Raw genomic sequence first — 15,980 nt, 5'->3', positions numbered from 1 at the left:
CACCATGACGAATACGGCTCGAAGACCCGATGAGGACGGCTCGCCCGGAGCGGTGCGGATGCGCGGCCGGCCGAAGGCCCGTCCGGATGCGCAGGAGCGGCAGCGCATCGTCGTCGCGGCGCGCGAGCTCTTCCTCGAAGCCGGTTACGGCGGCACCCGGATGGACGAGGTTGCGGCGCGCTGCGGCGTCTCCAAGCGCACCCTCTATCGGCTCTTTCCCGCCAAGACCGATCTGTTCCACGCCATGGTCGCCGATCACCGGCGCTCGATGCTGGCGCTTCCCCGGCGCGAGGATGAGGATCTGCCGCTCGCAGACGCGCTCGCCGCCATCTTCCGTCTCGACGACGAAGCGGCGCAGGCTGCCGAACGGCTTGCCTTCATCCGGCTCGCTCTGGTCGATTCCGACCGCTTCAGCGAAATCGGCGAGGCGATCGTGCGCGAGGGAGCCGAGCCCGCGCGGCAATTGCTCGGGGCCTGGCTCGCCGGGCAGCAGCGCCGTGGAAGGCTGCGCGACTTTCCGACCGGCGCGCTGGCGCGGATGCTGATGGACATGGTCCTTTCCGTGCTGGTCAAGCGCTTCCCCGGCGACCCGCTGATGAGCGCCGAGGAGCGGGCGCGGCATGCGCGGCTGTGCATCGACGTGTTCCTGAGCGGGTGCGCGACCGAAGCCGCATCGTCGGATCGCGGCAGCTGAGCGCCGGCGCGCTGCGGCTTGCATCCGGCTTCGAATCGTGCGCCTTCCCTCGAAACTCAGGGAGCCGGTGGATGATGCAGAAGCTCAACGATGTCCGCGATCGCCTGATCGTCGCCCTCGACGTGCCGACCGTGTGGGACGCCTATCGCCTTGTCTCGACGCTCGGCGACGGCGTCACCTTCTACAAGATCGGCTATCGCCTGGCCTTCGCCGGCGGCCTCGATCTCGCGCGCCAGCTCGTCGCGGAAGGCAAGAAGGTCTTCCTCGACCTCAAGCTCCACGACATCGGCAACACGGTGACGGAGGGGGTCGACTCGCTGACCAAGCTCGGCGTCACCTTCCTCACCGTCCACGCCTATCCGCAGACCATGCGCGGCGCCGTCGAGGGACGCGGCGATGCGGCGCTCAAGCTGCTCGCGGTCACGGCACTGACCTCCTACGACGATGGCGACCTGCGCGATGCCGGCTATGGGCTGGCGGTGCGCGATCTGGTTCGCCTGCGCGCCGAGCAGGCCCGCACGGCCGGAATCGACGGTATCGTCTGCTCGGCCGCCGAGACCGAGATCGTGCGTGAGGTGATCGGGCCCGACATGCTTATCGTCACGCCGGGCATCCGTCCCTCGGGCAGCGCCGCCGGCGACCAGAAGCGCACGCTGACCCCGGCCGAGGCGATCCGCGTCGGCGCCGATCATCTCGTGGTCGGGCGTCCCATCATCCGCGCGGCAGACCCGCGTGCGGCGGCGGGCGCGGTCATGGACGAGATCGTCGCAGCTTCGTAAGCTCGCCTCGAAACCGATTCAGCCAACGGATCACGCCATGCCCAAGGGATATGTCATCGGCCGCGCCAAGGTCTCCTACGCGACCAAATGGGGCGCTTATGCCGCCAAGGCCTCCGAGGTGATGAAGATCTATGGCGGCACCCCGATCGTGCGCGGCGGCCAGATGACGGTCGGCGAGGGCGAGGGCCGCGCCCGCAACATCATCATCGAGTTCAACGACTTCGCCTCGGCGCGGGCCTATCTGTTCTCGCCTGAATATGCCGAGGCCCGCAAGCTCCGCGAGGGGGCCGGCGAGATCGACCTCGTCGCCGTCGAGGGAGCCTGAGCCATGGCTAAGGGCTATTGGGTCGCGCGCGTCGACGTCGAGAACGAGGAAGCCTACGCCAAGTACCGCTCGCTGAACGCGGTCGCCTTCGCCAAATACGGCGCCAAGTTCATCGTCCGCGGCGGCGAGTACAAGCTCGCCCGCGGCGAGGGCCGCAAGCACAACGTCGTTATCGAGTTCAAGGATGAGGCGACGGCCCGTGCCTGCTACGCCTCGCCGGAATACCAGGAGGCGATCAAGCATCTGAGCGCCGCCGGCAAATCCGACCTGATCATCATCGGCGGCTATGAAGGCCCGCAGCCGGGCGAATGAGCTCGGCTGAGCGCGACCTCGCGCGGGAGACGCTCACCGCGGTCGGCGTGATCAGCGGCACCTCGATGGACGCCATCGACGTGTCGCTGGTGACGAGCGACGGGCGCGATGCCGTCGCCTTCGGAGCCGGCGCCTCCTACCCCTATCGCGACGAGACGCGCCGCGCGCTCCAGGCTGTGATCGCCGATGCCGCCAGGGCCTCGGCGGAGCCACTCGTCGAGCTCGAAGCCGCGGTGACCGCCGATCATCTCGCCGCGATCCGCAGCTACCTCGCCGACCAGCGTCTCGACCCGGCCGGAATCGACCTCGTCGGCCTGCATGGCCAGACGATCTATCACCGCCCCGAACAGCGCTTCACCCGCCAGCTCATCGAAGGCCAGACCGTGGCCGATGCGCTCGGCGTGCCGACCGTGGACCGTTTCCGCGATGCGGACGTCGCCGCCGGCGGCGAGGGCGCGCCCTTCGCGTCGCTCTATCACCGCGCTTTGGCCCAGGCGCTGGAGCAGCCGGTGATGGTGCTCAACCTCGGCGGCGTCGGCAACGTCAGCTATATCGACGGCGAGACCGTCATCGCCTTCGACACCGGCCCGGCCAGCGCGATCCTCGACGATTTCGTGCTGCGCCGCCTCGGCCGCGCCTATGACGCGGATGGCGCGCTGGCCGCGAGCGGGCGCGTCCATGACGACCTCGTCGACGGTTTCATGGCGAACCCGTTCTTCGATCGGCCGGCGCCGAAATCGCTGGACCGCAACGATTTCCATCGCCGTGCCCAGGTCGTCGAGACGCTCTCCGATGCCGATGGCGCCGCGACGCTGGCGGCCTTCACCGTCGAGAGCATCGTCGCCGCATTGCGTCATGTGCCGCGTACGCCAAAGCGCTGGCTCGTCGGCGGCGGCGGCCGGCTCAACCGGCATTTCATGGCGCGGCTTGTCCAGCGGCTGGGGGTGCCGGTCGATCCCGTCGAGGCCGTGGGCTGGAATGGCGATGCGCTGGAGGCACAGATCTTCGCCTATTTCGCGATCCGCTCGGTCAAGGAGCTGCCCCTCAGCCTTCCTTCGACCACCGGCGTGCCGCGGCCGCTGACGGGCGGAAGGCTGCACCGCCCCCGGCGGAGCGCGTAGGCGAGGCCGGCTCTCCGTCATTTGGAGGACGAAGGCCGCGCGCCGGAGCCTCATAATGAGGGAAATGGCGGTCGCTGCGGCGGACCACGAAAGATCGTTTCGGCACGCCACCGGGGGACGAGCGGATAGGCGGGTCTGCCGACATGGTCAGCGCGGTTGAAGGGGCAAGGCCGCGCTGCGCAACAATGACACGAGTTGGCTTTGCTGGCGGGTGTTGGTCTTCTGGAAGATCCGCGCCAGATGCGTCCGTGCGGTCGAGATGCGGACGCGCTGGGCCTCGGCCGCTTCCGTGAGGGACGATCCGTTCGCGAGGGCGGATGCGAATCTGGCTTCCGTGTCGGTCAGGTCGAAGAGCTGGCGTGCGCAGGCGACGAGGTCTGTCGCGGTCTCCAGCCGTCTCAGCGCGATCATGACCTTGCCGTGCTGCTGCGGGCAGGCGGATGAGGGAGCGGGCATGACACAGGCGGACAGGGAATGAACGCCGTCGCTGCCACGCAGGATCATGCTGGCCTGATGGTCGGCGAGAGGGTCGTGCGCGCTCTGCTGCGCGGCCTCGACGAGCCGCTTGAGCTTGCGCTGGTCGGCCGGTTGGCGGGCGAAGAGCCGCCCCTGCCGCAGGCCGGCGGCGCTCTCGGGCGAAGCAAGGATCTCGTCGGCGCGCTCGTTGGCGTAGGTGATCCGCATCTCGTGGTCGAGGATCGTGATCCCCAGGGCCAGCCGATCGAGGGTTCCTCGAGCCTGATCCCGCTGGAGCGTGACGCGGCCGATATGGCGGCGCAGTTCGGCGACGCGCCTCAGGACCGGGTAGAGCTTGCCGAGCAGCGCGGCGTCCTCGCCGTCGAAGCCCTCCTGCCGCTCGCCACGTTGGACGTCGAAGAACCAGAAGGCTTCGCCATTGTCCGCGAGCCGGCAGGCCATGCCGCCATACATGTCCTGCGGGCGCATCCACTCCCGCCAGACGCGCGAGCGATGCAGCGCCTCCGTGCCGAAGACCTCCTGGTCGCGATAGACGACGCCGAGCGGGATGCCGCGCAAGGCGAAGCCCATCTCCACGAACTCGGGCGCCAGCTCGCCGAAACAATGCTCTTCGAGAGAGATGTCCGGATTGGTCGCATAGGCGATCCAGTCTTCCGGCTCCGGTCCGACGCTGGCGAAGCAGGCCTTCGAGCCGTTGAACAGCTTGCGCATCGTCTCGGCAGCGGCCGGCATCTGCTCCTCGTCCATCGCGCCGGCGAGCAGCTGATCGATAGCGGTCATGACGGCATCGACATCCGGACGCGGCATGGCTGGCCCCCGCTGGCAGAGTCGGCACGAGATAAATGCGGCACGCACGATAGCAGCCCGGCCGCCCCCGTCAAAGTCCAAAAACAATCCAAATGCCTGGCCGGGTTTCCGATCGGCTCAGTGCGGCGAGGCGATCATCGCGGCGATCTCGTCGGCCCGTGGCAATGCCTCGAAGACGCCGGGCCGGGTCGTGGTCAAGGCGCCGGCGGCGGCCGCCTCGCGCAGCGCGATGCTCAGCGGCAGGCGTTGTGCCATCCGCACGCCGAAGGTGGCGGCGAAGGCATCGCCGGCGCCGAGGGAATCGGTCGTCGCAACGGCGAAGCCCGGCTGCTCCGCGACCTCGTCCGCCGCCGCTGCGACCGCGCCTGCGGCCCCGCGGGTGAGCACGACGCAGCGCGGCCCGCGCGCCCGGATCGCGGGGGCGAGTTCGGCCGCGAAGCCGTTGGGCGTCGCCGCCGCCTCCGCGGACAGGCCGAGCGTGGCGGCCAGGCTGCGGGCTTCGGTTTCATTGACGATCAGGATCGAGGTCGTGCCCAGGATCTCTCGGGAGATGGCGCGGAAAGGGGAGGGGTTGAGCAGGGTCGGCACGCCGGCCCGCCGCGCCAGGGCGAAGGCCTCGCGGATCGGCGCGTCCGCGATCTCGTATTGGGCGGTGACCAGCGCCGCGCCCTCGATCGCCTCGGTTCTGGCGCGGACATGGGCGGCGGAAAGGGCCAGATTGGCGTTGGGGGCGATGGCGAGGCAGGTCTCGCCCTCGGCGTCGATGAAGCCGATGCCGCTGCCGCTTTCGCCCCCGATCGGCAGCAGCATGGTTTTCGGCAGGTCGGCACGTTCGAGCGCGGGCAGGGCGAAGCGGGCGGCCAGGTCGTCACCGACCGCGAGCAGCCCGTCGACGCTGGCGCCGAGGCGCCGCGCCATCATCGCCTGGTTCAGCCCCTTGCCGCCGGGCTCGATCGTGACACGCTGCGCGGCCATCGATTCTCCGGGCTGCGGAAAGCGGTCGACTTTGGCCGTGCAGGCGAGAACGAAGCTTCCGAGAACGAAGATCGGCTTGTCGAGCATAGGGTTTGATTTTCCCATCCACGAACTGCTACGCCGGTTGTGTCACGACCATGCGAACGATGACAGCGTCCAAGCCCCCGATTCCGAGACCGCCGTTCCAGGAGCTTCTGGAGCTGCGCAACGATACCGCCCAGCCGCTCTATCAGCAGCTGGAGGACCAGCTGACGCGACTTATCGGCGAGGGCACCCTGCCGCCCGGGACGACGCTGCCGGCCGAGCGCCAGCTTGCCGAACGGCTCAGCATCAGCCGCACCACCGTACAACGATCCTACAACGCACTGCGACAGCGAAGATTGCTGAGCGCGCAGGGGCGCCTGGGCTCGATCGTGCAAGGGCCGGGCCCCCGCCTGCATTCCGGCATGGACCGGCTCAAGGGCTTCACCGAGGAGATGCGCGAGCTCGGCCGCGTGCCGTCGTCGCGCATTCTCGAACGGGAGGTCGTCACGGACCGCTCGATCTCCTCGATCTTCGGCCGCCCCTCGAACGCGGCCTTCCTCCGGCTGGTCCGCGTCCGCTCCGGCGATGGCGTCCCGATGTCGCGCGAGGCCGCCTGGTACAATCTGGAGCGAGCCCCGGACCTGGCGACGGACGATCTCTCCGGATCCGTCTATGCCCGCCTCGCCGCGCTAGGGCTGCCGCTCGTGCGCTGCGACCAGACGATCGAGGCGGCGGAGCCGACCGAGGAGGAATGCGCGATCTTCGGCTTTCGGCAACCGGTGCCGTGCCTGCTGATCAAGCGCCGCAGCTATGGCGCCGATGGCGATATGCTCGAATATGTCGAGGGCCTGTTCCGCGGCGACACCTATACCTATCGGCTGACGCTGACGATCTGAGCGGCCTCGCCTCGCGGGAGGCCTGGGCCGACGGCGGACGATGCTCCGAGAAGACCAATCCCGATCCAAACCATCCCGGCTTTGAACCTCCTTGGCTGCCGGTACGACCAAGGAGGACAGAGGCGCGCCCGGCCGGAGCTGGTCTCCAGGCGAGCAGGCGCCGCACTGCAGGGATGGATCTTGCGATGTCACTCCACGTCTCGATTGCGGGCAGGACGAACTTCATGCCGCTTCCGGCTCGCCGGGATGCGGCGCCCGGTGCGGCCGACCAGGCTTCGAAGCCCGTCTTCGTCATCGATGCCGGCCTCAATGCGCTGTTCAGCAATCGCGGCGCCGCGGAGCTCGCCCACGACGGGCTCGGCGGTCCGGACCGCTTCACCGCCTGCGACAAGGATTTCATGGCCCGGCTCCAGGTCTGGCTGAAGCGTTGCCGGGGCGGCAGCGCCATCGGGGAGACACGGCTGCCCTTGGCGCTGCGCTCCGGCCGGCAGGTGGCGATCGACGCCGTTCATCTGGCGAGCATCGACCTCTTCATCCTCACCGTCGACGATCCCGAGAGTGCGATGGACCGGAACATCGCGCAGGTGAGCGAGGCCTGCGGCCTGACGCCGACGGAAGAACGCATGCTGGTGCTCATCGTCGAGGGATTGGACACGATCATCGCTGCCAAGCGCCTCGGCATCGCCCCGACGACGGCACGGACCCATCTCCAGCGGCTGTTCGCCAAGACCGGGACGGCGCGGCAGAGCGAGCTCGTCCGTTTCGTCGCGACCTATGTCGAGGAGGCGCGCTGATCCGCCTGCGGCGCGGCCGGATCGGCCGTTCCCGCACATCTTGACACGCAACGCCGTTGGAAGCCCTCTGAGGCTGCGGCCGGGCCGCATCTGCCCGGAGCGATGGCGACCATGGCTGAGACGCTGGCGGCCTTCACCTTCTGCGCTTTGCTGAGCGCGAGCGCGGTCCTCGGCGTCAAGCTGCGCGGCTGGCTCCCGGAAGAGCATCTGTCCGATCGGAACATCGAAGCTCTGCGCCTGGTGACGAGCCTTCTCGTCACCTTTGCCGCGCTCGTGCTCAGCCTGCAGCTCTCCAGCGTCAAGGCCGCTTTCGACAAGGCTTATCGGGATCGCGGCGCGGATGCAGCCCAGCTCGCGCAGCTGGACGAATGCCTGCGCAGCTACGGCGCGGATGCCGAGGCGACCCGACACATCCTGCGCGGCTACACCGCCGCCGTGATCGCCAGCACCTGGCCGCAGGAGCCGAGGCCGACCGGGGTGTCCTATCCCGACACGAGCACCATGGTGCGCGAGGGCGAGGACGTCACGCTGGGCCGGATGCTCGATCGCATCGGGCGCGAGATCAGCGGCCTCGCCCCTGCGGACGAGCTTCACCGAAACCTCGCCGCTGCGTGCCGGGCGACCTATCAGCAGCTGCAGCAGCGGCGCTGGGCCGTGATCGAGGATGTCCAGGGCCCGGTCTCGCCGCTGTTCTCCAGCATCGTCACCTTCTGGCTCATGCTCGTCTTCCTGAGCTTCGGCCTGCAGGTGCCGCGCAAGCGCCTCGCCGCGATCGTCCTGGCCATCGGCGTCGTCTCGATCTCGACCGTCATGTTCGTGATCACCGACCTCGAGACCCATTATGGCGGGCTATTCGGTGTTCCGAGCCTGTCGATGCGCAACGCGCTGGCCAGCATGCTCCGCTGAGCGGAGGTCCTCCGGCGCCGCTGTTTCCCATGAATTTTGGATTGGCCCGGTGCTTGCCAAGAGCCGCATGATCGGGTGCGATGCTCGGGATCGCGTCCGCGTGACGCGATTCAAACGATACGATCTCGGCACGAGACAGGGGACAGATACGATGATGGCTAAGGTGACGGGGTTGAGATTTGGTCTGGCGCTTGCCGCGTCGCTGCTAGCGCTCGGCGTGGCGCAGGCCCAGGAGCCGAAGAAGGGCGGGACGGTCCATGTCGTGGTGCAGCCCGAGCCGCCGATGCTGATGCAGGGCCTCAACCAGAATGGCCCGACCAACATGGTCGCCGGCAATATCTACGAGTCGCTGCTGCGCTATAACGAGAAGCTCGAGCCGCAGCCCTCGCTCGCCAAGAGCTGGGAGATCTCGCCGGACGCCAAGGTCTACACCTTCAAGCTCCAGGAAGGCGTGAAATGGCATGATGGCAAGCCCTTCACGGCCGATGACGTCGTCTTCACCCTCGACAAGTTCCTGCGCGACGTCCATCCGCGCTGGCGCCCGATCGTCAACGCCCAGGTCGAGAAGATCGAGAAGGTCGACGACCTCACTGTCAAGATCACGCTGAAGCAACCCTTCGGCCCGATGATCGTGACGCAGGAGGTCGCCTCTGCGCCGATGATCCCGAAGCACATCTATGACGGCACCGACTATCGCGCGAACCCCGCCAACAACACGCCGATCGGCACCGGCCCCTTCAAGCTCAAGGAGTGGAAGAAGGGCTCCTATATCCACCTCGTCAGGAACGAGGACTACTGGCTGAAGGGCAAGCCGAACCTCGACGAGATCTACTGGCAGATCATTCCCGATGCAGCTGCCCGCGCCGTTGCCTACGAGACGGGCAAGGTCGACGTGCTGACCGGCGGCTCGGTCGACGTCTACGACGTGGCGCGCCTGTCGAAGCTGCCCAATACCTGCATGACGACCAAGGGCTGGGAGATGTTCGCCCCCCATGCCTGGCTCACGCCCAACGTGCGCAACGGCATCCTCGGCAACAAGCAGTTCCGCCAGGGGCTGATGTACGCAATCGACCGCGAATTCGGGAAGGACGTGGTCTGGGGCGGCCTCGGCAAGCTGCCGACCGGGCCGATCTCGTCCAAGACGAAGTTCTATTCGGCCGACGTGCCGAAATACACCTATGACCCCGTCAAGGCGAAGGAGCTGATCAAGGCCTCCGGCTACAAGGGCGAGACGATCAAGCTGCTCAACCTGCCCTATGGCGAGACCTGGAGCCGCTGGTCCGAGGCGATCAAACAGAATTTCGAGGATGTCGGCGTCAAGGTCCAGATCGAGAACACCGACGTGCCCGGCTGGACGCAGAAGGCGTCGAACTGGGATTTCGACCTGAACTTCAACTTCCTCTACCAGCTCGGCGACCCCGCCATGGGCGTGGCACGCTCCTACATCTCGTCCAACATCGCCAAGGGCAATCCCTTCGCCAATGTCGGCGGCTACTCCAATCCGGAGGTCGACAAGCTCTTCGCCGATGCCGCGATCGCGCCGACCGACAAGGAGCGTCAGGACCTCTACACCAAGATCCAGAAGATCCTGGCCGACGATCTGCCGGTGCTCTGGCTGCTCGAGATGGACTTCCCGACCATCTACCGCTGCAACGTCAAGAACCTCGTCACCACCGGCATCGGCGTGAACGACGGCTTCCGCGACGCCTGGAAGGAGTGAGGGCGAGGCGGCCGCCCCTTCGAGGAAGGCGCCTTCGCGTTGTGCGTCATGGTCGGGCTTGTCCCGGCCATCCACATCTTCCTTGGTCGGTGACGGAGTTCAAGACGTGGATGCTCGCCACAGGGGCGAGCATGACGGTGGAGGCCCCGTCATCGGGAAGAGGACTGAATGAACCTCGCGCAATTCCTGGCCGGCCGACTCGTGAAGGGCGTCCTCGTCCTGCTCGCGATTGCGGTGCTGAACTTCCTCCTGATCCGGGCCGCGCCGGGCGACCCGGCGCAGGTGCTCGCCGGTGAGGCGGGCGCCGCCGACGCGCAGCTCCTCGAGCAGCTGCGTGCACGCTTTGGCCTCGACCAGCCCTTCCTGACCCAGCTCTGGATCTATCTGAAGGGCTACCTGACCTTCGATCTCGGTTTCAGCTACCGCCAGCAGCAGCCGGTGCTGAACCTGATCATGGAGCGCCTGCCGGCGACGCTGCTTTTGACCGGCGCGGCCTTTCTCGTTTCGCTCGTCGTCGGCACGGCGATGGGCGCGCTCGCCGCGCGCCGGGCCGGCAAATGGTCGGACAGCCTGATCACCACGCTGGCGCTGATGTTCTATGCGACGCCGCTGTTCTGGATCGCTCTGATGAGCCAGATCGTCTTCGCGCTGAAACTGGGGGTCGTCCCCAATGTCGGCTACGAGACCATCGGCGCGAACTATACCGGCCTGGCGCGAGCGCTCGACATCGGCCAGCACCTCGTCCTGCCGGCGCTGACGCTCGGCCTGTTCTTCACGGCGCTCTATGCCCGGATGATGCGGGCCTCGATGCTGGAGGTGGCGGGCGCCGATTTCGTCAAGACGGCCCGCGCCAAGGGCGTCTCGCAGCCGCGGGTCTGGCGCCGGCACGTGGCGCGCAACGCCATCCTGCCGGTGGTGACGCTGGCCGGCCTGCAGGCGGGCCAGCTCGTCGGCGGCGCCGTGCTGACGGAGACCGTCTTCGCCTGGCCGGGCATCGGCCGGCTGATGTTCGATGCGCTGGTCCAGCGCGATTATTCCGTCCTGCTCGGCGTCTTCTTCGTTTCCTCGGCGATGGTCGTTGGCTTCAACATCCTCACCGATCTGGTCTACCGCATCGCCGATCCGCGCATCGAGGCGAGCGCATGAGAGCCCGTTGCCTGTCCAACCCGAATCCTCATCCTGAGGAGCCGCATCAGCGGCGTCTCGAAGGATGTTTCAGGAGGCTCCGGAGACGCGCCTGCGGCGCTCCTCAGGATGAGGGTTGTGGGGAAACCGCAGCATGAACTTCCTCAAGCGCTTCGCCCGGAATCGCGGCGCCGTCATCGGCATCGTCATCCTGCTCGCCGTCGTCGCCTTCGCGATCTTTGCGCCGACGCTTTATCCGCAGTCGCCCTGGCGCCCGGTGGCGCGGCCCTTCCTGGCGCCCTTCGTCATGGAGCGCTTTCCGCTCGGCACCGATACGCTCGGCCGCAACCTCGCCTCGGGCCTCGTCCATGGCGCCCGTGTCTCTCTGATGATCGGCGTGGTCTCGACGCTGGTCGCGCTGGTGATCGGCGTGCCGCTCGGCGCGATCGCCGGCTATGCCGGCGGCTTCGTCGACGACGCGCTGATGCGCTTCACCGAGTTCTTCCAGACCATTCCCTCCTTCGCGCTCGCCATCGTGCTGGTCGCGATCCTGCAGCCGCAATTGGGATCGATCGTGCTGGCGATCGGAGTGGTGAGCTGGCCGCCGGTGGCGCGGCTGGTAAGAGGGGAGGTGCTCTCGCTGAGAACCCGCGAATATGTCCAGGCGGCCGTCACCATCGGCCAGTCGACGCCGCGGATCATCTTCAGCCAGGTCCTGCCCAACACGATCGCGCCGATCATCGTCATGGGCTCGCTGATGATCGGCTCGGCGATCTTGCTCGAATCCTCGCTGTCCTTCCTGGGCCTCGGTGACCCCAATCTGATGAGCTGGGGCTATATGGTCGGGGCCGGGCGCACGCGCCTGCTCGACGCCTGGTGGATCAGCTTCTTTCCCGGTTTCGCGATCTTCCTGACCGTGCTCGCCCTCAACCTCGCCGGCGAGGGGCTGAACGATGCGCTGAATCCGCGCCTGGCACGGGGGCACGAATGACCACGCCCGCGCTCGCCATCGAAGGGCTGACGCTGGCGCTGCCGGTGATGGCCGATCGTCCGAATGCCGTCGAAGACATCAAGCTCACGATCGCACCCGGCGAGACGCTCTGCGTCGTCGGCGAATCCGGCTCCGGCAAGTCGATGATCGCCCATGCGGTGATGGGCCTTCTGCCCAAGGCGGTGAAGCCGACCGCCGGTTCGATCAAGCTCGCCGGGCGCGATCTGCTTACGCTCGACGAGGCGGCCATGGAGGACGTGCGCGGCCGCGAGGTCGGCATGATCTTCCAGGAGCCGATGACCTCGCTCAACCCGGTCATGCGCATCTCCGACCAGATCGTCGAGACCTTCGAGGCCCATGGCCTGCACGACAAGGCGACGCGGCGGGCCCGCGCCATCGAGCTCCTGACCGAGGTCGGCCTGCCCGATCCGCCGCGCCTCGCCAAGGCCTATCCGCACGAACTTTCGGGCGGCCAGCGCCAGCGCGTGATGATCGCGATGGCGCTCGCGCTCGAACCCAAGCTCCTGATCGCCGACGAGCCGACGACTGCACTCGACGTCACCACCCAGGCGCAGATCCTCAAGCTGATCGACAATCTCCGCCACCGCCATGGCACGGCCGTGCTTTTCATCACCCATGACATGGGCGTGGTCGCCGAGATCGCTGACCGCATCGCCGTGCTGGAGAAGGGCGTGCTGGTCGAGGAAGGCACGGCCGATCAGGTGCTCGGCTCCCCCCGTCATCCCTATACCCAGAAGCTGCTCGCCGCGGTTCCCTCCCTGACGCCGGCCGTGCTGCCGCCGCTGCCGGACACTGCGCCGGTGATCAGCGTCGAAGGGCTCGGCAAGATCTATCGCAAGCGCTCGCTCTTCGGCGTCGCGCGCGAGGTCAAGGCGGCCGACGACATCTCTTTCGCGCTCGTCCGCGGCGAGACGCTCGGACTCGTCGGCGAATCCGGCTCGGGCAAGTCGACGGTGGGGCGCTGCTGCCTGCGCCTGATCGAGCCCGATCGCGGCCGCATCGCGCTCGGCGATCTCGTCCTCTCCGAATTGAAGCCGGCCGAACTGCGCCGCCAGCGCAAGCGCATTCAGATGGTCTTCCAGGACCCTTTCGCCTCGCTCAACCCGCGCCAGACCGTCGGCCGCATCATCTCGGACGGCCCGGTCGCTCATGGAACGCCGCGCAAGGAGGCGCTGGCGCGGGCGAAGGAATTGCTGGAGCTCGTCGGCCTCTCCGCCAATGCGATCGATCGCTACCCGCATGAATTCTCGGGCGGCCAGCGCCAGCGCGTCGGCATTGCAAGGGCGTTGGCGCTGGAACCGGATGTGCTGGTGGCGGACGAGGCCGTCTCGGCGCTCGACGTCTCCGTGCAGGCCCAGATCCTCAAGCTGATCAAGGACATCCAGGGCCGGCTCGGCCTCGCCATCCTCTTCGTCACCCATGATCTGCGGGTCGCCGCGCAGATCTGCGACCGCATCGCCGTGATGCAGCGCGGGCGCATCGTCGAGAGCGGGCCGACCGCCGCGATCTTCGCCGACCCGCAGCACGCGTATACGCGGCAACTGCTGGCGGCGGTGCCGGGCGGCGGGCGCTTCGGGCACTAATGCGTGAACCACGCTCCGCGTCATGGTCGGGCTTGTCCCGACCATCCACGTCTTTCCCTTCATCCATGTCGCAAGGCGTGGATGCTCGGCACAAGGCCGAGCATGACGGATTTGGCCTAAAGGAGACCCGCCCATGCCCCTCGATCTCGCCTTGCGTGACAAGATCCTCGCCGCCGTCGAGGCTGGCTTCGACGAGCAGGTCGCCTATACTCAGGAGCTCGTCCGCTTCGCTTCGACCCGCGGGCAGGAGCACACGGTCCAGGACTTCATCTTCCGCGCCATGAAGCAGCGCGGCTTCACCATGGACCGCTTCGCTATGGATAAGGAGGCGATTGCCGCCCATCCCGGCGGCGCGCCTTTCTCCGACACGCATTCCGAAGCCCCGATCGTCGTCGGCATTCACCGCCCCCGCGAGGAGAAGGGCCGCTCGCTGATCCTTCAGGCCCATGTCGATGTCGTCCCGGCGGGGCCCGCCGATCAATGGAAGCACCCGCCGTTCGATCCTGTCATCGAGGGCGACTGGATGTATGGCCGCGGCAGTGCCGACATGAAGGCGGGCTCCGCCGCCAATCTCTTCTGCCTCGATGCGCTGCGCCGCATCGGCATGCAGCCGGCGGCAACGGTCTATGTCGAATCCGTGGTCGAAGAGGAATCGACCGGCAACGGCGCGCTGATGACGCACTTACGCGGCTACCGCGCCGAGGCTGCGCTGATCCCCGAGCCGGAATACGAGATGCTGGCGCGCGCCAATGCCGGCGTGCTCTGGTTCCAGTTCGAGGTGCGTGGTATCCCCGCCCATGTCCGCGAGATGGGCACCGGCGCCAATGCGATCGACGCCGCCTATCGCGTCGTCGCGGCGCTGCGGAACCTCGAGGAGCAGTTCAATCTCGAGAAGGCGGGCCGCGAGCATTTCGAGGACGATCCGCATCCGATCAACCTGAACATCGGCAAGATCGAGGGCGGCGACTGGGCCTCTTCGGTGCCGTGCTGGTGCCGCGTCGACTGCCGCGTCGGGCTCTATCCGGGCGTCACCGCCAAGGAGACGGCGCAGCGCATCGAGGATTGCATCCGCGAGGCCGCGCGCGGCGATTCCTTCCTGGCCAACAACCCGCCGAAGGTGACCTTCAACGGCTTCTGGGCCGAGGGCTACGTGCTGGAGCCCGGCAGCGAGGCGGAAGCCGTGCTCGCCCGTGCCCATGAAGCCGCGCTCGGCAAGCCCCTGAAGAGCTTCATGACGGCGGCCTATCTCGATACCCGTGTGCATGCGCTCTACGATAAGATCCCGGCGCTCTGCTACGGCCCGATGGGCGAGAACATCCACGCCTTCGACGAGCGCGTCAGCCTCGCCTCGGTGAAGCGCATCACCGGCGCCATGGCGCTCTTCGTCGCCGAATGGTGCGGGCTCGAAAGCATCGAGGCTTGAGCGCGGTCCAAGCATCGGACCGAAAAGTGGGAACCGGTTTTCGGAGTATCCGATGCTGAAGCAAGAAACCGGATCGCCACGCGTCCGGAAGGATGCGGGGCGTCCGAACAGGGCGCTGCTGCTCGTCCCCCTGCTCGGGCTGCTCTGGGGTTTCAACTGGCCGGCGGTGCGGATTTCGCTGACCGAGATCGCGCCCTGGACGTTGCGCGCGGCCGGCATGAGCTTTGCCGGGCTCGTCCTCGTCGCGGTCGCGCTGGCGCGCGGCGTTCAGCTCACCGTGCCGCGCGGGCAGTGGTTGCGGCTGGTCGTGGCCGGCTTCCTCTCGATCGCCGCCTTCAATGTGCTGCTGGCCTTCGCGCAGCTCGCGGCGCCGACCTCGCGCGCCGCCATCCTGACCTTCACCATGCCGATCTGGGCGACGCTGCTCGCTCGCCTCGTGCTCGGCGAGGCCTTCGACGGCCGGCGCCTGGCCGGGCTCGCGCTCGGCATCGCCGGCCTGCTCTGCCTCGGCCTTCCGCTGATCATGGCCGGGCAGCTCTCCTTCGGCCTGATGTTGGCGCTGCTCGCGGCGGTGAGCTGGGCGGTCGGCACGATCGTGACCAAGCGCTGGCCGGTCTCGGCCCCGGCACTCACCATCGCCGCCTGGCAATTGCTGATCGGCGGGCTCGCCGCCGGCATCGGCATGCTTGTCTTCGAGGGGCTGCCGGTGCCGAAGCTGCTGTCGCCGCACGTGCTGACAGCTCTAAGTTTCCACATCATCGGCGCGCAGGCGCTCGCCTATTTCCTCTGGTTCACGGTGGTGGCGCGCCTGCCGGCGGGCATTGCCAGCCTGGGCACGCTGATGGTGCCCGCGGTCGGCGTGCTCGGCTCGGTGCTGCTGCTCGGCGAGCGGCCGACGGCGACCGATTGGCTCGGCCTTGCCCTGGTGATCGCGGCCTCGGGTGCGATCATGGTCCCGGCCCGCCGTGGCTGAGCATGCGTACGATTATTCACAAATGCACTGAATA

The 15,980-nt window shown here is 67.6% G+C and carries 16 protein-coding genes; 14 read left to right on the top strand and 2 right to left on the bottom strand.

Translation table 11 applies throughout. From position 1 onward, the window contains the following. The first annotated feature begins 4 nt into the window (after window positions 1-4). The 5 genes from B5Y19_RS10015 to B5Y19_RS09995 all read left to right on the top strand — a co-directional run bounded on the left by B5Y19_RS10015 (window position 5) and on the right by B5Y19_RS09995 (window position 3,231). Window positions 5-694, top strand: a complete 690-nt coding sequence (locus B5Y19_RS10015) for a TetR/AcrR family transcriptional regulator (RefSeq protein WP_079591406.1) — start codon at window positions 5-7, stop codon at window positions 692-694. Between the two features lie 71 nt (window positions 695-765). Beyond that, window positions 766-1,473 carry an orotidine-5'-phosphate decarboxylase gene (pyrF, locus tag B5Y19_RS10010; RefSeq protein WP_055730777.1) on the top strand — a complete coding sequence of 236 codons (708 nt, stop codon included), beginning with the start codon at window positions 766-768 and terminating at the stop codon, window positions 1,471-1,473. A gap of 37 nt (window positions 1,474-1,510) precedes the next feature. Further along, window positions 1,511-1,798: a DUF1330 domain-containing protein gene (locus tag B5Y19_RS10005; RefSeq protein WP_079591405.1), complete on the top strand. Its 288-nt coding sequence runs from the start codon at window positions 1,511-1,513 to the stop codon at window positions 1,796-1,798. Between the two features lie 3 nt (window positions 1,799-1,801). Then, window positions 1,802-2,110, top strand: coding sequence for a DUF1330 domain-containing protein (locus tag B5Y19_RS10000; RefSeq protein ID WP_055730779.1), 309 nt, complete (start codon window positions 1,802-1,804; stop codon window positions 2,108-2,110). Beyond that, window positions 2,107-3,231: an anhydro-N-acetylmuramic acid kinase gene (locus tag B5Y19_RS09995; protein ID WP_055730780.1), complete on the top strand. Its 1,125-nt coding sequence runs from the start codon at window positions 2,107-2,109 to the stop codon at window positions 3,229-3,231. The genes B5Y19_RS10000 and B5Y19_RS09995 overlap by 4 nt, the downstream gene beginning before the upstream one ends. Before the next feature lie 147 nt (window positions 3,232-3,378). On the opposite strand, the gene B5Y19_RS09990 is transcribed toward B5Y19_RS09995, so the two are convergent. Then, on the bottom strand, window positions 3,379-4,488 hold the full coding sequence (locus B5Y19_RS09990) for a helix-turn-helix transcriptional regulator (protein ID WP_139384335.1): 1,110 nt from the start codon (window positions 4,486-4,488) through the stop codon (window positions 3,379-3,381). Between the two features lie 144 nt (window positions 4,489-4,632). Beyond that, complete coding sequence (locus B5Y19_RS09985; RefSeq protein WP_244555546.1) at window positions 4,633-5,577, bottom strand: PfkB family carbohydrate kinase; 945 nt, start codon at window positions 5,575-5,577, stop codon at window positions 4,633-4,635. A 59-nt stretch (window positions 5,578-5,636) separates the two neighbouring features. Here B5Y19_RS09985 and B5Y19_RS09980 point away from each other — a divergent pair, with 59 nt between their 5' ends. The 9 genes from B5Y19_RS09980 to B5Y19_RS09940 all read left to right on the top strand — a co-directional run bounded on the left by B5Y19_RS09980 (window position 5,637) and on the right by B5Y19_RS09940 (window position 15,946). Further along, window positions 5,637-6,410, top strand: coding sequence for a GntR family transcriptional regulator (locus B5Y19_RS09980; RefSeq protein ID WP_244555545.1), 774 nt, complete (start codon window positions 5,637-5,639; stop codon window positions 6,408-6,410). Window positions 6,411-6,634: 224 nt separating this feature from the next. Beyond that, window positions 6,635-7,204, top strand: a complete 570-nt coding sequence (locus tag B5Y19_RS09975) for a helix-turn-helix transcriptional regulator (RefSeq protein WP_176168602.1) — start codon at window positions 6,635-6,637, stop codon at window positions 7,202-7,204. Window positions 7,205-7,315: 111 nt separating this feature from the next. After that, a complete protein-coding gene (locus B5Y19_RS09970; protein ID WP_139384334.1) occupies window positions 7,316-8,110 on the top strand; it encodes a bestrophin-like domain in 795 nt (264 codons plus the stop codon). Window positions 8,111-8,264: 154 nt separating this feature from the next. Continuing rightward, the gene (locus tag B5Y19_RS09965) at window positions 8,265-9,830 is read left to right on the top strand and encodes an ABC transporter substrate-binding protein (RefSeq protein WP_244555544.1); all 1,566 of its coding nucleotides are present in this window, start codon (window positions 8,265-8,267) and stop codon (window positions 9,828-9,830) included. A gap of 168 nt (window positions 9,831-9,998) precedes the next feature. Further along, window positions 9,999-10,976, top strand: coding sequence for an ABC transporter permease (locus B5Y19_RS09960; protein ID WP_055726558.1), 978 nt, complete (start codon window positions 9,999-10,001; stop codon window positions 10,974-10,976). A 133-nt stretch (window positions 10,977-11,109) separates the two neighbouring features. Continuing rightward, window positions 11,110-11,946, top strand: a complete 837-nt coding sequence (locus B5Y19_RS09955) for an ABC transporter permease (RefSeq protein WP_055726559.1) — start codon at window positions 11,110-11,112, stop codon at window positions 11,944-11,946. Further along, window positions 11,943-13,550 (top strand): ABC transporter ATP-binding protein, encoded by a 1,608-nt coding sequence (locus B5Y19_RS09950; protein ID WP_055726560.1) that lies wholly within the window; start codon window positions 11,943-11,945, stop codon window positions 13,548-13,550. The genes B5Y19_RS09955 and B5Y19_RS09950 overlap by 4 nt, the downstream gene beginning before the upstream one ends. A 133-nt stretch (window positions 13,551-13,683) precedes the next feature. Continuing rightward, on the top strand, window positions 13,684-14,973 hold the full coding sequence (locus B5Y19_RS09945) for an ArgE/DapE family deacylase (protein WP_055726561.1): 1,290 nt from the start codon (window positions 13,684-13,686) through the stop codon (window positions 14,971-14,973). Between the two features lie 52 nt (window positions 14,974-15,025). After that, on the top strand, window positions 15,026-15,946 hold the full coding sequence (locus B5Y19_RS09940) for a DMT family transporter (protein ID WP_055726562.1): 921 nt from the start codon (window positions 15,026-15,028) through the stop codon (window positions 15,944-15,946). Window positions 15,947-15,980: the final 34 nt, after the last annotated feature.

It is taken from the genome of Allobosea thiooxidans (assembly GCF_900168195.1).
GTDB classification, from domain to species: domain Bacteria; phylum Pseudomonadota; class Alphaproteobacteria; order Rhizobiales; family Beijerinckiaceae; genus Allobosea; species Allobosea thiooxidans.
The sequence above is the reverse complement of the archived record's forward strand: the minus strand, read 5'-3'. Positions and strand labels throughout refer to the sequence as shown.

Excerpts from the sequence above, each read along its gene's own strand:
- B5Y19_RS09985 (WP_244555546.1), bottom strand. The coding sequence starts at position 5,577 with ATGCTCGACAAGCCGATCTTCGTTCTCGGAAGCTTCGTTCTCGCCTGC.
- B5Y19_RS10005 (WP_079591405.1), top strand. The coding sequence starts at position 1,511 with ATGCCCAAGGGATATGTCATCGGCCGCGCCAAGGTCTCCTACGCGACC.
- B5Y19_RS09955 (WP_055726559.1), top strand. The coding sequence starts at position 11,110 with ATGAACTTCCTCAAGCGCTTCGCCCGGAATCGCGGCGCCGTCATCGGC.
- B5Y19_RS10000 (WP_055730779.1), top strand. The coding sequence starts at position 1,802 with ATGGCTAAGGGCTATTGGGTCGCGCGCGTCGACGTCGAGAACGAGGAA.
- B5Y19_RS09995 (WP_055730780.1), top strand. The coding sequence starts at position 2,107 with ATGAGCTCGGCTGAGCGCGACCTCGCGCGGGAGACGCTCACCGCGGTC.
- B5Y19_RS10015 (WP_079591406.1), top strand. The coding sequence starts at position 5 with ATGACGAATACGGCTCGAAGACCCGATGAGGACGGCTCGCCCGGAGCG.
- B5Y19_RS09950 (WP_055726560.1), top strand. The coding sequence starts at position 11,943 with ATGACCACGCCCGCGCTCGCCATCGAAGGGCTGACGCTGGCGCTGCCG.
- B5Y19_RS09945 (WP_055726561.1), top strand. The coding sequence starts at position 13,684 with ATGCCCCTCGATCTCGCCTTGCGTGACAAGATCCTCGCCGCCGTCGAG.
- B5Y19_RS09975 (WP_176168602.1), top strand. The coding sequence starts at position 6,635 with ATGCCGCTTCCGGCTCGCCGGGATGCGGCGCCCGGTGCGGCCGACCAG.
- pyrF (WP_055730777.1), top strand. The coding sequence starts at position 766 with ATGATGCAGAAGCTCAACGATGTCCGCGATCGCCTGATCGTCGCCCTC.
- B5Y19_RS09940 (WP_055726562.1), top strand. The coding sequence starts at position 15,026 with ATGCTGAAGCAAGAAACCGGATCGCCACGCGTCCGGAAGGATGCGGGG.
- B5Y19_RS09990 (WP_139384335.1), bottom strand. The coding sequence starts at position 4,488 with ATGACCGCTATCGATCAGCTGCTCGCCGGCGCGATGGACGAGGAGCAG.
- B5Y19_RS09970 (WP_139384334.1), top strand. The coding sequence starts at position 7,316 with ATGGCTGAGACGCTGGCGGCCTTCACCTTCTGCGCTTTGCTGAGCGCG.
- B5Y19_RS09980 (WP_244555545.1), top strand. The coding sequence starts at position 5,637 with ATGACAGCGTCCAAGCCCCCGATTCCGAGACCGCCGTTCCAGGAGCTT.
- B5Y19_RS09960 (WP_055726558.1), top strand. The coding sequence starts at position 9,999 with ATGAACCTCGCGCAATTCCTGGCCGGCCGACTCGTGAAGGGCGTCCTC.
- B5Y19_RS09965 (WP_244555544.1), top strand. The coding sequence starts at position 8,265 with ATGGCTAAGGTGACGGGGTTGAGATTTGGTCTGGCGCTTGCCGCGTCG.